Consider the following 14,314-nt stretch of genomic DNA (forward strand, 5'->3'; position numbering starts at 1 on the left):
CCCATTTTCCCGCCTCCACGGCGGCCAAGCGAAGCGGCCAAGATTCCTCATCTGAAAGTCGTCAGACCTGCTCTTTGAAAGTCCCCACCCGTGTGGCTCCGCCACCGAGGGCGGGGCCCCTGCGGGGCTGGTGGTCTCTGACCACGCACCAGTTCAAGGGAGCCCCTCTGCTCATGCTCACACGGGAGGACGACATCGACGTGCACGCGTTACGTCGCCAGGGTTGGACGATCTCCGCGATCGCCCGCCACCTGGGTAGGGACCGTAAGACCATCCGGGCGTATCTGTCCGGGCGGGAGGCTGGGGCGAGGGTCCGCCGCCTTCCTGACCCGTTCGATCCGTTCGCGGCGTACTGCGCGCAACGCCTGACGGACGACCCGCACCTGTGGGCGTCGGCGTTGTTCGACGAGCTCCTCGAGCTGGGGTTTGACCGGTCGTATCCGACGATGACCCGTCAGCTGCGGGCTCGGGGGTTGCGGCCGGCGTGCGAGCCGTGTCGGCCGGCCACGGGCCGGGCGGTCGCGGTGATCGAGCACCCGCCGGGGGAGGAGACCCAGTGGGACTGGGTCGAGCTGCCCGACCCGCCCGAGCATTGGGGGTGGGGCAAGCACGCGCACCTGCTCGTCGGCGCCCTGGCGCACTCGGGGCGCTGGCGGGGGGTGTTGTGCGAGTCGGAGGACCAGCCGCACTTGATCGACGGGCTGCACCGGGTCGCCCACGCGCTGGGCGGCCTGACCAGGGACTGGCGATTCGACCGGATGGCCACCGTGGTCTCCCCCGAGTCCGGCCGGGTCAGCGCCTCCTTCGCTGCCGTGGCCAAGCATTACGGCGTCGTCGTCCGCCCGTGCCCGCCGCGCCGCGGCAACCGGAAAGGTGTCGTCGAGAAGGCCAACCATGTTGCTGCCCAACGGTTCTGGCGGACCCTGTCCGACGACGTGAGCGTCGAGGAAGCCCAGGCGCGCCTCGACACCTGGTGCACCCAACGCGGTGACACCCGGATCCGGGCCACCGCCGACGGGAAGTCCTCGGTCGCGACCGTGGCCGCGGCCGAGCCACTGACCCCGCTCCCACCGCCGTTCCCGGCGGTGCTGGTGGTGGCGCGGGTGGTCTCGGCGCAGGCGTTGGTCTCCTTCCGTGGCAACCGGTACTCGGTCCCGCCGCACCTGTTCGGCGCCACGGTCACCGTCAGCGTCCGGCTCGGCGCCGACCACCTGGACATCGCCTCCGGCCCCACCGCTACCTCGACCAGTGGGCATCCCTCTTCCAGCCCGGTGATCCTGGCCCGACACCTCCTCGCCCCAACCGGCGCCGGAGCGACGATCCGCGACCCGCTCACGACTGGACACGTCATCGCCCTGGAACGCGCCGCCATAGCGGCGAGCACCACCGAGCGCCCGCACCGGGGCAAGGAACGCCGCCCACCGAGCCCGGCCGCCCTGGCCCACGCCTCGACCTTGCGAGGCCAGGCCCCACCGGCCGGTGCGGGCGAGCCGAACCATGTCGTGATCGACCTCGCCGCCTACGCCGCCGCGGCCGCCGGCCGCAACACCCTGACCCCGCTGCCATCGACCCCACCCCGTACAACCAGCAAGGAGACCAACCAGCAATGACCAGAACACGACCCGCCCCACCGCAGGCCCCCTCGACCGGCGCACAGGCCACCCTCTACCAACAGCTCCGCGCCCACCTGGCGGTCCTGAAACTCGCCGACGCCGCCGAACACCTGCCCGCCGTCCTGGACGCCGCAGCCGCCGAGGACCTGAGCGTGACCGCCGCCCTGGAACGCCTCCTGTCGATCGAGGTCGACGCCACCCAAGCCCGGCGCCTCGCCGGGCGGCTGCGGTTCGCGTGCCTGCCCACCCCGGCCACCCTGGACGACTTCGACTACGACGCCGCTACCGGGATCGACCCGCACCTGATCGCGGACCTCGCCACCGGGCGCTACCTCGAGTCCGCGACGAACGTGCTGCTGATCGGCCCGCCCGGCGTCGGGAAAACCCACCTCGCCGTCGGCCTGGCCCGCAAAGCCGCCGAGGACGGCTACCGCACTTACGTCACCACCGCCGCCGACCTCGCCGCCCGCTGCCACCGCGCCGCGATCGAGGGCCGCTGGGCCACCACCATGCGCTTCTTCGCCGGCCCCACCCTCCTGGTCATCGACGAGCTCGGATATTTGCCGTTGCCCGCTGAGGGCGCCTCAGCCCTGTTCCAGGTCATCGCCCAGCGGTACACCAAGACCTCCACCATCGTCACGACCAACCGCCCGATCACCTCCTGGGGTCAGATCCTCGGCGACACCACCGTCGCCGCCGCCCTGCTCGACCGGCTCCTGCACCGCTCCGTCGTCCTCGACATCGGCGGCGACTCCTACCGGCTGCGCGACCACCACGCCCGCACCCACACCCTGCGCGCGGCAGCCCACCATGGCTGAAACCCCGTACGACGACGACCCCGCGACGACAGCACCACAGGCCTCGTTACCCAGGACGGACCCCAGCCAGCTGCTCTGCCCCGTGTGCTGGACCCCCTTCACCAAGGTCGGCCGCCAGCGCTACTGCACCGACAGTTGCCGCAAGACCGCCTGGACCCGCCGCCACACCAACACGGCAGTCACCACCGAACCCGTGGTCCCACAAAAGATCCGACGACGGGACGTCACGATCTACGCCTGCCCCACCTGCGAGGCCCGCTACCACGGTCAGCAGTGGTGCCACGACTGCAACCAGCCCTGCACACGCGTCGGCCTCGGCGGCACCTGCCCCCACTGCAACGAACCCGTCGCGATAACCGACCTCATCGACACCCTCACCACCAGCTGATCGGCTAACCTGACCAACGCCACAGGGTGGGGAAATTCGATGAGCACCCCTGGGGACTTTCGATGAGCGGCATCAACTCGGAGGACTCGCGGTGGCCGTCGGCCAGGGCGATCAGTTCCTTGGTGCCGTCGGCGCGGACCCCGATCATCACCAGCAGAGACACCTTGTCCTGCGTCAGGCGGACCTTGAGGTGGATCCCGTCAACCCACATATACACGTAGTCTATCGGCCAGCGACCGCTGGTTGAACGAGCGCGCCTCGTCCTGCCACTGCGTCGTCAACCGGGTGATCGTCGCGGCCGACAGCCCCGCACCCGAGCCGAGGAACTGCTCCAACGCCGGCCCGAAATCGCTGCTCGAGAGCCCGTGCAGGTACAGCAGTGGCAGCACCTCGGCCACCTTCGGGGACTTCCGGGCCCAGGCCGGCAGGATCGCCGAGGAGAACCGGGCCCGTTCACCGGTGTTCTCGTCGGTGCGCTTGTCGTTGACCCGCGGAGCCCGGACCGGCACCGCGCCCGCAGCCGTGGTCACCTCCCGGGCAGCGTGATACCCGTTGCGGACCACCAACCGGTGACTGTCCTGGTCGACCTGGTCGGCGAACGCGTCGATGTAGGCGGCGACCTCGGCCTGCAACGCGGCCGCGAGCATCGCCCGCGCCCCGTCCCGGACCACCTCGTCGAGCAGCGACCCGCCGACGGCTGCCGGGGCGTGAGCGTTGGTCTCGTTCTCCTGGTGGACTACCTTGAGCATGGGCGTACCTTCCCGAACCAGCGCGTCAACGCCGGTCCTGATCAGAGCTACTGGACTTTCAGATCATCCTTGGGAAGGTGCGCTCCTTCGCGTCACCCCGCCGAGGTCCATCCACAGGTTCCGATCATTGCTCTTGGTGCATCCCGTCGGCGTAGTGATTCTTGAGGTTGCACACCACCTCGTAGCGACCGGGCGGCAGGGCCAGGGTCGTCCAACCCACTGCACCGGCGGTGATGCCATGGCCTGACCCCGCCGTGCACGAAGCCGACACCTCACCCAGACTGCCGGCCTCGTCGACCTTTCCGTCGGCGCCGGGCACCCGGTGCCCGGCGGTGACCCCGGCGGCCAGGGGGAGGACGACGAGCTCGTGAACGCGCCACCCAAGGTTCTGCCCGACGAGGCTGACCGCACCGGCGTGGACGGCGCTCGGGGTTGCGGCGAGCGTCATCCGTGCCCCCATAGGGGCGTCACCGCTCATCATCGACGTCATTGCCATGTCGGCGAGCACGACGCGAACATTGCTGCCAGGCAATGTCGCCGGCGCCGAGCAGGTCGCCGTTGAGTAGTGGTACCCCTGGTCGCGGCTGCCCATCATCCCGCCGGAGCCGGACTGATCGGTGGTTGACCCGGCCGAGGACTGGCCGGTCGAGGCGCAACCGGCCAGGATCAAGGTGGCGGCGATCACGGTCAGCGCCGGCGTGTGCGGCGGCAGGCGCGGGTGGGTCATGAACGAAGTCCAGCAAGCATCCCCGCCCTCGTGCAGTGCCAGAGGTCCCCTTCCCGTCCAGGCCTCAAGGGCGTCTGATGTCGCCCGGTGCTGGTCCACGCTGGTCCACGCTGGTCCACGTGGTCCAGTCAGTTAGCCTGCGCCTGGGCGGTTGCGTCCTTTCGGAGCGCCCGGTAGGTGGTGGCGCGGCCCCGTTGGTGGTGGCGCGGGAGACCCCGAAGCCGACGACGAGCTCGGTAGTGGACTCGCCACCTGTTTGAAGTGCCCGGAGCTGCCGGATCTGCGAGGGGGTCAGCTTCGGCGGGCGGCCGCGCGGGCTGCGGCGGCCCCCTCGTGCATCAGCTCCCTCTCATAGGTGGCGAGGGCGGCAGACGGCGCAGTCAGGTTTTGGTGTGCTCATTCTTTACCGTCGGGTGGTGCGCCGGCCGCCGGGGGGTAGGGCGCTGGTGTTCGAGGCCGGTCAGCAGTAGTTCCAGGCCGTGGTCGAAGACGTCGGCGGCGGTGATGGCGGACATCGCTTCCAGGTGGTGGGCGAAGACGGGCCGGTTGGTGAGGAGCTGGTGGGCCAGGTGTCCGGGTCGGCTGCTGTCGTTCACGGTGGCGAGCGGGTCGTTGAGGAGGACCCCGTCGATGAAGGTGAGGACGGTGCGGTAGGCGAGGGCGGCTGACGGGGCGTCGAATCCTGCCGAGGTGAGCGCCGAGAGGATCAGTTCTCCTGGTAGGAGGTCGATCTCGGTGACGCGTCGAGGCAGATAGATCAGACGGAAGGCTCCAGGATGGTGCTGCGCAAGCGCCGCCCAGGCGTGGACGACCTGCCGGATAGTGGCTTGCCAGCCCCGGTCGTTGACCGGGGTCGGCGGCAGGGTGAGCTCGGTAAGGATCCGCTCCGCCGCTGCCTGCAGCAGCTCGTCCTTGGTCGCGAAGTACCGGTAGAGAGCCATCGCGGCGACCCCCAGGTCGGTGCCGACCCGGCGCATGGTCACCGCGTCGATCCCGTCGGCGTCGGCGACGGCGAGAGCCGCCTCGATGATGCGCTCCTGGCTGAGGCCTTGGCGAGCCGGCTCCCGCAGCCGTGGTGCTGACGGCCCTAGCGGCACAGCTTACCTCCCCTCTCTTTCCGTCGGTCACGACGCATCTTGCGTCCCGGGCCCCTGTAGTTTACGTTGTAAACACGCAATGGGAGGTCACCTCATGGTTTCACGGACAGCCCCTCTCGCCGCGATCGCTCTGCTGAGTACCGCGCTGGTGTTGGGCTGTGGTTCCGGAACCGCGGTCCCTCCTGGGTCGCGCACCGCGGACGGCCCGGGGAGGTCCTCGACCCGCACCGAGGCCAGCGGCAGGGGTAGCGCGACAGGTGCGCCGGTGCCGCCGGAGCCACCCGCTCGGATTGTCCGGACCGTGACCCCGGGTGGCTTCCTCGATGGTCTGGTCGTGGTGGGTGGGGTTTTGTGGAGCAGCGATGTTACCGGTGACCGGTTGGTCCGGGTGGATGCCGGGTCCGGGTCGGTGCTGCCGCCGGTGCCTTCCCCAGGTGGCCCGTTGACGCTCGTTGCTGATGGCGGTTCGGTGTGGGTGGCGCACTACAACGGCCACGACGTCACCCGGTACGACGGCCGCACTGCGGTCAACACGGCGACGGTACAAACCCCGAGCGACAAGCCGTGCGGTCTGGTCCTGCTCGATGGCAAGCTATGGGTGGTCGACCAGAGCGACGGGGCGGGCGCGGTCATCGACACCGCCACGGTGAAGGTGGTCAAGAAGATCGCGACCGGCGCGCACTCGGGCTGGGCCAGCGCCGGGTTCAAAGCTGTGTGGGTACCCGACTTCCAGGGCGGTACCGGGACGGTCGTTCGCCTCGACCCGGTGAACGGCGCGACGACCGCCCGGTACGCGGTAGGGGGCGGGCCGCTGATGGCGACCCCCGGGGACGGGTCCGTGTGGGTCTCCGACAACAGCGACAACACCGTGGTCCGTCTCGACCCCGCCTCCGGGAAGGTCCTGGCCTCGATCGCCGTCCCTCGCGGTCCGGCGGCGATCCTCGTCCAGCCGCACCGGGTCTGGGTCACCTCCTACGAAGGCAACGCGCTGACCGTCATCGACCCGGCGACCAACCGGGTGCTCGGCACGTTGGCGTTGCCAGGATCCGCCCAGAACATGGTCCAGACCGGCGACCACCTGTGGATCGCCTTGGCCAGCGGTTCGCTGGTCGAGATCGCACCGAGCTAGGCGTGAGCTGGGCGACCGCGACAAGGGCGGGGGCGTAGATGACCAGGATGACCAGGACGAGGGCGTCGTGGGGTCGGGCCGCGGTCGTCGCGCTGGTCCTGCTGGTGGCCGTGACCGGCTGCGGACCCCGGCCCAGCACGAGCTCAGGGAGCATCCCGGCGTCGACCCCGGCCTCGACCCCGACGTCGACTTCGGCGACGACCCCGGAGCCGGTGGGGAGCCCGTTTCCTGCGGCAGCGAAGATCAACACTTTCCTGACCGGTTTGGCCCAGCGCGGGCAGCTGAGCGGGACGGTCCTCCTGGCCCGCGACGGTTACCGGTTCGTCCGGGCGTACGGGCTGGCCGACCGGGCGACCGGGGCCCCCAATACGGCCGGGACGATGTTCCGTATCGGGTCCGTGACCAAGCAGTTCACCGCGATGGCGGTGCTGCTGCTGCAGCAGCAGCACCGGCTCGACGTCACCGACCGGGTCTGTTCGTATCTCGATGACTGCCCCCCGTCCTGGGCTTCGATCACCATCGGTCAGCTGCTCACCCACAGCTCCGGGATCCCCGACTACCTCAACGAGCTCGGACTCGGCTGGCCGCCGCTTGCTGCGACCCCCGCCGAGCTCGTCGCAGAGTTCCGCGACGCCCCCCTGAACTTCGCACCAGGAACCAGGATGCGGTATAGCAACTCCGGGTACGCCCTGCTGGGGTACCTCATCGAACGGCTCACCGCGGACACCTACGCGCACTTCCTGCAGCACCACATCTTCGACCCCTTGGCCATGAGGCACACCGGGTTCGACACCACCGAGGTCCGGCCGGGCCACGCCGTCGGCTACTACGCCAACGGCCAGCCTCCCACGCCGTACCCGATGAGCGCCGCGTACTCGGCCGGCGCGCTGTACTCCACCGCCGCCGACATGCAGCGCTGGGACGACGCGCTACAGCACAACACGCTGCTGCCGCCGGCCGCGATGCAGCAGATGTTCGCCGTGCACATCCCCTGCCCGCCACCGGCAAGCCCGGGAGGCTGCCTGCTCCCGACCGACCTCGGATACGGCTACGGCTGGTTCGTCGCCCACGAACCACAAGGCACCCTCGAACACCACGTCGGCCACATCGACGGATACTTCAGCTTCAACGGCATCTACCCGGCCAGCCACCTCCACATCATCGTGCTCAGCAACTCCGAAACCACCGACACCCTGACCATCGCCCGTACCCTCGCAGCCATCGTCCACAGGGGATAGTCATGGCTGCTCGGGCTTGGTGAGCGGCATCATGGAGCAAGACCTTCGCCATCCGCCGCCTGACCAAGCCCTGGGCAGAACTTCATGGCCCTTGACATTGCAGGTCCTGTGCGTCGGCCGACTGGTCGGGAACGGGCGAGGTGCATGCATAGTCGCAGGCAGGGGCAGGTCTTGGCCCCAAAGCCTCCGATGGCTATCTGGTCTGCCCTGCTTTAGGGACGTTGGTCCCGTTTCGGCGGGCCTGAGATCAGTAGCGTCGTCATCGGGCTTGGTCCTGCTCCCCCACCAGGTCAGCCCGAAGTGCCCCGTCAACCAAGACGGGAAGGCATAAGGCCGTCGTCTTCCCCAGGCGGCGGTGCAGGAGTTCCCTCTGCATTCCCCCCACCGCAGAGGGGACTCCGCGCGGCCCGACCTGTGCCTGACGGGTGCTTGATGTGTGCCCCGGGTGGTGTAACGGTTCCAGCTGAACGACTCCCCGCTTCCGGCCATGACTGAGGGCGCCGCTGCGCGCAGATCTTCCTGAGGTCCTGATCGGTGCTTGGTCAGTTCTGGGCGCCTCGCCGGTGGCGAGGTGACACGACGCCGGGGAAGGGAGCGGTCCATGGCGGCCGGGGTGGCATCGAGGTGCCGTTTAACGCTTGTGGTGTGCCCGAGACCCCGGCATTCCTTCTTCGGACCCGCCAGCAGGAGAGACCGGAGAGCGGCTAGTGTCGCGTGTTGTAAGTCTTTTTCTGGTGGGGTGAGGGTTTGGCGTGGGCGATGATCTCGTCGGCGTTCTTGGTCCAGGTGAAGGGGTGGGCGCGGTCGTTCCAGCCGTCGATGTACACGCCGATCGCGGTTTCGAGGTCGGCGACGCTGTGGAAGGTGCCTCGGCGGATGGCTTGGCGGGTGATGATGCCGAAGAAGATCTCGACCATGTTTAACCACGATCCCGAGGTAGGGGTGAAGTGCATGTGGACTCGGGGTGCTTGATCAGCCAAGCCTGGATGTTGGGGTGCTTGTGGGTGGCGTAGTTGTCGCAGACGACGTGCAGCTGTACGCGGGGGTAGGCGCGGGCGACCTGCTTCAAGAAGAGCAGGAACTCCTTGTTGGTGTGCTGCTGGAAGCAGCGGTCGGTGACGAGGCCGGTCGCGATCTCGAGCGCGGCGAACAACGTGGTGGTGCCGTTGCGTTTGTAGTCGTGGGTTTGCTTCTCGGGGATCCCCGGCCGCAGCGGCAGGATGGGCGCGGTCCGGTCGAGGGCTTGGATCTGGGTCTTCTCGTCAATACAGACGACGACGGCGTTCGCCCGGGCACAGGCGCACCGCGTGAAGGTAGGGCAGGTGGCTGCGGAAGGGGTGCGGCTCGCTGACGATGTCACGGTCGGCGTGGGCGATGTCGTTGTGACCCGGCACAACCAGCGGGCCCTTGTGACCGGACGCGGTTGGGTCAAGAACGGTGACGACTGGGTTGTTCAGGCCATCGGCCAGGACGGGTCGATGCGGGTGCAGCGGGCCGGTGGGGAAGCGGTCGCGCAGCTGCCCGCAGGGTACGTGCAGGCGCACGTCGAACTCGGCTACGCCTCCACCGCGCACCGGGCTCAAGGCCGCACCGTAGACACGGCGCACGCGTATGTCAGCGCGGCCACGGTGCGCGAGCCGCTGTACGTGATGGCCACCCGGGGCCGCGAGTCCAACCGGCTCTACATCGACACCACCTACGACCCCGACGTCGCCACAAGCCACGAGGGTGCCATTGAAGGGGACCCCGTTGAGGTGCTCGAGGGCGTGATTAGGACCAGCGGCGCAGACCTATCCGCGACCGCCACCCGCCGCGCCGAGGAGGAAGCCGCGCTCGCCGAGTGGCGCGTGATGGCCCAAGGTGGAGCTGTCCTCGACGTGTACCGCCGGCGACGCATCGCCATCGGGCAACAGGAGGAGCGGGCGCGGCTTCAGCTCGATCGCGGCCAAACTCCTGGTGGCCTCAGGCTGTGACGAAGCCCGCTCGCTGGGACTGACGGTCTCTGAGCGAAACCGGCACTTCTCGGATGAGTGTGGGGGGGTGCGACAATTCCCCGAGGCCGCTCACCTGGCCTGAACCACCACACCCCGAGGGTCAATCGGATCGTCAGAGGTCCCCAGGGTGATCTCGCCGGTGTTCTCGATGCGGTCGTGGCTTAGCACTTGGGGCGTTTCTTCAGTTCAGGCAGGACCCACCCTCGGGCGGTCAGGTGCCGGGCCACGATGGCCCGGACACCTGGACCTCGTGGTGGTGAGCCAGGGGCCAGACGATGGTGGGTAGCACGATGAACTTCGGCATCTCCCGACACAATTCGGCATGGCGCGAGACACCTATCCGGGATGTCATGAACCACGAGACCACCGCCACCGCTGTGTCGCAAGACAATCGAACTGCCCCCGAACCCCTGCGGTTCGAGGGCTTCTCCGCCACTTGCGCGGTCCGGATCGCTTGAGACCCCCTGCGCCGTAGCCCGTGTCCTTCTCCAGCAGCCCAGTTAGGCACCGCAGGCGAAGGGCTCGGCGTCGGGGCCGCAAAATGTCATTCCGCCCCAGCCGACGACGCCCGACACAAGGGCAAGCTCTTGCGAAGAGCCAACCACGAAGGCTGGGTCCGTGCTGATGACAACATCGGCCCTGGCAATGACGGGGGGAGAAGCACTGGTCGAGGCCGTGGCGACGCGCAGGATGACCAGACCGCCATAACGTAGGGTGTTTCCGTCCGTGACATCGCATGGGGGAGTTGGGTCATCGCTACACAGCGAGTTGGCGCGATACTCGATGGTTACGACTCCATCGGAAGTAATGTCCAGTGCGCGCCCGTGACCTAGCCAAGACCCGGCGAGTGCTCCTGCTGGAGTACCGATAGCGGTCGGAGGTGTGGTCGAAAACGTGGCTCGCGCGAGCATCACCGGAGCGTGCGTGGCGATGTTGCTACAGGTCACGCCCTTACGATCGCTGGAGCAAAAAAGATCTCCGTAGACCAACGTTCGACCATAGGAGAGGGTCGCCGTTGGAGTGTCATCGCGCGCGCCGACGTTGACCACTGAGTCCGTGGAGGGCCGGAACCAGGACGGTGGGGAAGCCGACTTGAACTGGATGGCCCCGAGGATGCTGTCGCCGGCGCAAGCAATGGATGCGGTGTCGGCTAGTTCAAGATCATTTCCCCAGTCCAGGTCGCAATTGGACGGCTTGGGCGGGGGTGTCCACGTTCGCGCGATGACGGTGCATCGGACATACGGCGTGTGGTCGGTCTTGCCGTCAAAGAGGCAGAGGATGTTTCCTGATGGGCTGGCGAACTCCGCCTGATCTTCGGAAACGACGTCGGTCAGAAGTGGCGAGGGGGTGGTCGTCAAGATCTGTGGCGCAGACGACGTTGGGGATATCGAACTGGATTCTTCCGACGCCTGGGTAGACGCGTTGATGGTCGACGGGGCTGAGCCGGTGGCAGAAGTCCCCGTGCTTGGGATGAGCGAACAACCGCTAAGCAGGGCCGCGGCGAAGGCCGCGACCACGAAACGAGCGCCAAGACGGCGACCGATAAGTTCGCGGCCAGCGTCAAGTCTGGGATGGCACGCTGGCGGCCGTCCAAGAAGCCCGTCAAGCGTGAAAGTTCGCATCTCTGCCTCCTCGATACGGCGCTTGCGGCCGAGCCTCATTGGCAGTGTGCTCGCCCGACTCCGTGGAAGTCGACAGTGTTGCGAGCCAGTCGAGGATCAGCAGCAAACGAGTCAGTTGCTGTCGGGTGGTTCACGATGGGCTGATCTTGATCGTCACGACGTCAGATCGGAGCTCGACCTGGGGAGGCGGAGCGCTCGACCTGCGTTCGCCATGTCGCGCATGAGCTCGAGACCAGCCGAAGCCGTGAGGTCACCGTCGGCAAATACGCCGCACACGATGTCGATGGTCTCTCTCGTGGTGATGCCGACGAAGCGGGCGTAGTCGAGGGAGTCGTGATCGTCGCTCACCCACCACGCTCCCGCCCATGCCTGATTCTGCTGCAGGAGGTAGCACGTCTGGGCCTCACCGAGGTGCTGCAGAGGACGGTCGATGGTGCCGCCGAAGACGTCTCGCCTCAGATGCTCCACTGCCGCAACGGCTTTGGGCAGGTCCACGACCACAGCCTCCCCCAGCCAGCCTCGCCTGACGACGTCGACGAGGGCTGGCAGATGGTCTGCGGATCGTTGTGCCTCATGAGCGACCGCCTCCGTCCATCGACCGCGTCCTCGCAGCCATCCCTCGAGCAGGTCGAGGCGATCCACCGCCGCGAAGTTGCACAGCACGGTGTTGTCGGGGAAGACCGCGTCGGGCACCGATCAGCCGCCGATCTCGTCACTTCGTTCTAGCTCGCGCCGCAAGATGGCACTGTCCACCCCGAGCAGACTGGCGTAGAGCCGGAGCGTAGTTCGCTGATCCACGTAGGCAGCGAACAGGTCCCGTGACAGCAGTCCGGGGCGACGAGCAGTGGTGGCGTAATCCGAAGCTGCTCCCAGCGCCGCGATGTCGCCCGAGAGTCGGGCAGCCGCGGAGGCCGACATGCGCAACCACCGATCACGAGTCATCGCGTCGATGAGCCGGAGCGTCTCGAGCCGGTACGCCAGCGCGGAGGGGGACACCATGAGCCGCAACGACAGGGCTGCGAACGCCGTGTCGTCGAACCCGCGGGCGACGTTGCCCCGGAGGAACTCCTCGGGCATGAGGAGGCAGGAGGCGAAGGCATTGGCTCGGATCTCCGTGGGATCCTTGCGGCCCGCCGGGGAGTCGATGTCTATGTCGGGATGGATCCCCTGGTCGTCACCGGCCAGGAGGTGACCCAGCTCGTGGGCCATCGTGAAGCGTTGCCGAAATGCCGTGGGCGTCAGTGCGACGACGATGAGCTTGGCCTCGGTGGTGGAGGCGGCCAGACCGTCGAAGCCCTTGCCCAGCGACGTGATGCAGACGTCGATGCCGAAGGTCGACTCGATGGCTTGGGCGAGATCCGGCTCGGCCGGGTCGCGCCAGGCCGACTCCATCACGGCCAGCGCCTGCTGGGCGAGCGCCGCCCCTTGATCAACTGCCCGACCGTGACGGCGAGGGAGGTCGATCGGCTGCCACGGCTGTGGGTAGCCCAGCCGGGCGGCCGACTCGCGCAGACCGATGAGCCGGCCGGCCTCCGCGATTGCCACCTGCGCCGAGCTGCCGACGGCGGCTCGAGCGGCCAGAGCAACAGCGGTCTCCTCACCCGTCAGCAGCCAGTCGACCGTCACCCCGGCGTGCTCGGCGATGCGAGCCAGGTCGAGCGACGAGAACCGGCGAGAACCGGCAAGGGACTTCGACATCTTCGTCGCGTCGAGCCCGACACCGACCGCGAACTCGCCCTGGCTCTGCCCGCTCTGCGCGATGACGAGGCGGACGCGGTCGACCGGGGTGCTCACGTCATCGAGAGTGACATTAAGTTGCGATTTTCGCAACTGAGTGTCAAGGTGTCTCTCATCGCCGACCGCAACTGCCCCCGCTTGGGCAGGAACCGACTCGAGATGATTGGCTGAGTGCGATATTGACGTTTCCTCGGGGAGGGCTGGGCATGACGGTGAGTGAGACGGTCACCACGCCAGATGGTGCCAACACCCACCGACAGAGCCCCCTTCCCGAGCTGCCCGAGCCCGGCCGGGTCGTGGAGGTCCGCGGCGCAACCTGGGCGGTCGTCACCGTGCGACCCCAGGGCCTGCCGCGCAGCCCGTCGGACGAGGGCCGAGCGCAGACCCAGCACGTCGTCACCCTCCAGTCCTTGGAGGAGGACCGTCTCGGGGAGGAGCTCGCCGTCGTCTGGGAGCTCGAGGTCGGCCACACCCTCGTCCCCGACCAGGGCCTGCCCGAGACGCTGTCGCCCGATGCCTTCGACGACCCCAACACCCTGGGCGCGTTCGTCGACGCCGTCCGCTGGGGCGCCGTCACCTCCGCCGACAGCAACGCCTTTCAGGCGCCGTTCCGCAGCGGAGCCAACGTCGAGCCCTACCAGCTCGAGCCTCTCCGCCGAGCCCTCGAGTCCCCGCGCACCAACCTGCTGCTCGCCGACGACGTGGGTCTGGGCAAGACCATCGAGGCTGGCCTCGTCGTGCAAGAGCTGCTCCTGCGCCACCGGGCTCGGACGGTCATCATCGTCTGCCCGCCAAGCCTCGCGCTGAAGTGGCAGGACGAGATGCGCGAGAAGTTCGGTCTCGACTTCGTCATCGTCAACAGCGAGCTGATGGCCGGAGTCCGCCGTTCCCACGGTCTGGCGGCCAACCCCTTCCGCCTCTTCCCGAGGGTCATCGTCAGCATGGCCTGGCTCCCGGGCATACGCGCTCAGCGACTGCTGCGCGACGTCCTCTCCGAGGTCGGCCGACCGCAGTCGGCCCGTCGCTACGCCTTCGACGTGCTCGTCGTCGACGAAGCCCACCACGTCGCCCCGTCCAGTCCTAGCGCACTCGGCGGGGGTCGGGGGTATGCCGTCGACAGCGAGCGCACCAAGGCCACCCGAGCGTTGGCCGAGCGGTGTGAGCACCGCCTCTGCCTCAGCGCCACGCCGCACAACGGCCAC

Annotated in this window: 12 protein-coding genes and 2 pseudogenes; 7 read left to right on the forward strand and 7 right to left on the reverse strand. The window is 68.2% G+C overall.

Annotated features, from left to right (window positions below):
- The first annotated feature begins 173 nt into the window (after nt 1-173).
- Genes istA through Q0R63_RS11140 form a run of 3 tightly spaced genes read left to right on the forward strand, consistent with a single transcriptional unit; the run spans nt 174 to nt 2,819 of the window.
- On the forward strand, nt 174-1,610 hold the full coding sequence (gene istA, locus Q0R63_RS11130) for an IS21 family transposase (protein ID WP_295697226.1): 1,437 nt from the start codon (nt 174-176) through the stop codon (nt 1,608-1,610).
- Nucleotides 1,607-2,431, forward strand: coding sequence for an IS21-like element helper ATPase IstB (gene istB, locus Q0R63_RS11135; RefSeq protein ID WP_295697229.1), 825 nt, complete (start codon nt 1,607-1,609; stop codon nt 2,429-2,431). Before istA ends, istB begins: the two co-directional genes overlap by 4 nt.
- On the forward strand, nt 2,424-2,819 hold the full coding sequence (locus tag Q0R63_RS11140; RefSeq protein ID WP_295697231.1) for a hypothetical protein: 396 nt from the start codon (nt 2,424-2,426) through the stop codon (nt 2,817-2,819). Before istB ends, Q0R63_RS11140 begins: the two co-directional genes overlap by 8 nt.
- 76 nt (nt 2,820-2,895) lie before the next feature.
- On the opposite strand, the pseudogene Q0R63_RS11145 reads toward Q0R63_RS11140, so the two are convergent.
- The 3 genes and pseudogenes from Q0R63_RS11145 to Q0R63_RS11155 all read right to left on the reverse strand — a co-directional run.
- Nucleotides 2,896-3,568 (reverse strand): annotated as a pseudogene (locus tag Q0R63_RS11145) (transposase); the annotation flags it as partial.
- A gap of 124 nt (nt 3,569-3,692) precedes the next feature.
- The gene (locus tag Q0R63_RS11150) at nt 3,693-4,394 is read right to left on the reverse strand and encodes a hypothetical protein (RefSeq protein ID WP_295697233.1); all 702 of its coding nucleotides are present in this window, start codon (nt 4,392-4,394) and stop codon (nt 3,693-3,695) included.
- A gap of 281 nt (nt 4,395-4,675) precedes the next feature.
- Nucleotides 4,676-5,392 carry a TetR/AcrR family transcriptional regulator gene (locus Q0R63_RS11155; RefSeq protein WP_295697234.1) on the reverse strand — a complete coding sequence of 239 codons (717 nt, stop codon included), beginning with the start codon at nt 5,390-5,392 and terminating at the stop codon, nt 4,676-4,678.
- Between the two features lie 301 nt (nt 5,393-5,693).
- Here Q0R63_RS11155 and Q0R63_RS11160 point away from each other — a divergent pair, with 301 nt between their 5' ends.
- Both Q0R63_RS11160 and Q0R63_RS11165 read left to right on the forward strand, forming a co-directional pair.
- Nucleotides 5,694-6,521 carry a PQQ-binding-like beta-propeller repeat protein gene (locus tag Q0R63_RS11160; protein ID WP_295697236.1) on the forward strand — a complete coding sequence of 276 codons (828 nt, stop codon included), beginning with the start codon at nt 5,694-5,696 and terminating at the stop codon, nt 6,519-6,521.
- A 47-nt stretch (nt 6,522-6,568) separates the two neighbouring features.
- On the forward strand, nt 6,569-7,759 hold the full coding sequence (locus Q0R63_RS11165; RefSeq protein ID WP_295697238.1) for a serine hydrolase domain-containing protein: 1,191 nt from the start codon (nt 6,569-6,571) through the stop codon (nt 7,757-7,759).
- 704 nt (nt 7,760-8,463) lie between these two features.
- Here Q0R63_RS11165 and Q0R63_RS11170 read toward each other — a convergent pair.
- Nucleotides 8,464-9,041, reverse strand: a pseudogene (locus Q0R63_RS11170) (IS630 family transposase); the annotation flags it as partial.
- Between the two features lie 55 nt (nt 9,042-9,096).
- Here Q0R63_RS11170 and Q0R63_RS11175 point away from each other — a divergent pair.
- Nucleotides 9,097-9,732 (forward strand): hypothetical protein, encoded by a 636-nt coding sequence (locus tag Q0R63_RS11175; protein ID WP_295697240.1) that lies wholly within the window; start codon nt 9,097-9,099, stop codon nt 9,730-9,732.
- A 521-nt stretch (nt 9,733-10,253) separates the two neighbouring features.
- On the opposite strand, the gene Q0R63_RS11180 is transcribed toward Q0R63_RS11175, so the two are convergent.
- The 3 genes from Q0R63_RS11180 to Q0R63_RS11190 form a co-directional block, all read right to left on the reverse strand.
- Nucleotides 10,254-11,111, reverse strand: a complete 858-nt coding sequence (locus Q0R63_RS11180; RefSeq protein WP_295697241.1) for a hypothetical protein — start codon at nt 11,109-11,111, stop codon at nt 10,254-10,256.
- Between the two features lie 417 nt (nt 11,112-11,528).
- Nucleotides 11,529-12,068: a hypothetical protein gene (locus tag Q0R63_RS11185; RefSeq protein WP_295697242.1), complete on the reverse strand. Its 540-nt coding sequence runs from the start codon at nt 12,066-12,068 to the stop codon at nt 11,529-11,531.
- Between the two features lie 3 nt (nt 12,069-12,071).
- Complete coding sequence (locus Q0R63_RS11190; RefSeq protein ID WP_295697244.1) at nt 12,072-13,169, reverse strand: XRE family transcriptional regulator; 1,098 nt, start codon at nt 13,167-13,169, stop codon at nt 12,072-12,074.
- Nucleotides 13,170-13,318: 149 nt separating this feature from the next.
- Here Q0R63_RS11190 and Q0R63_RS11195 point away from each other — a divergent pair.
- On the forward strand, nt 13,319-14,314 hold a 996-nt coding region (locus Q0R63_RS11195; protein ID WP_295697245.1), incomplete at its 3' end, for an SNF2-related protein.

It is taken from the genome of Lapillicoccus sp., assembly GCF_025353065.1.
GTDB lineage: Bacteria > Actinomycetota > Actinomycetes > Actinomycetales > Dermatophilaceae > Lapillicoccus.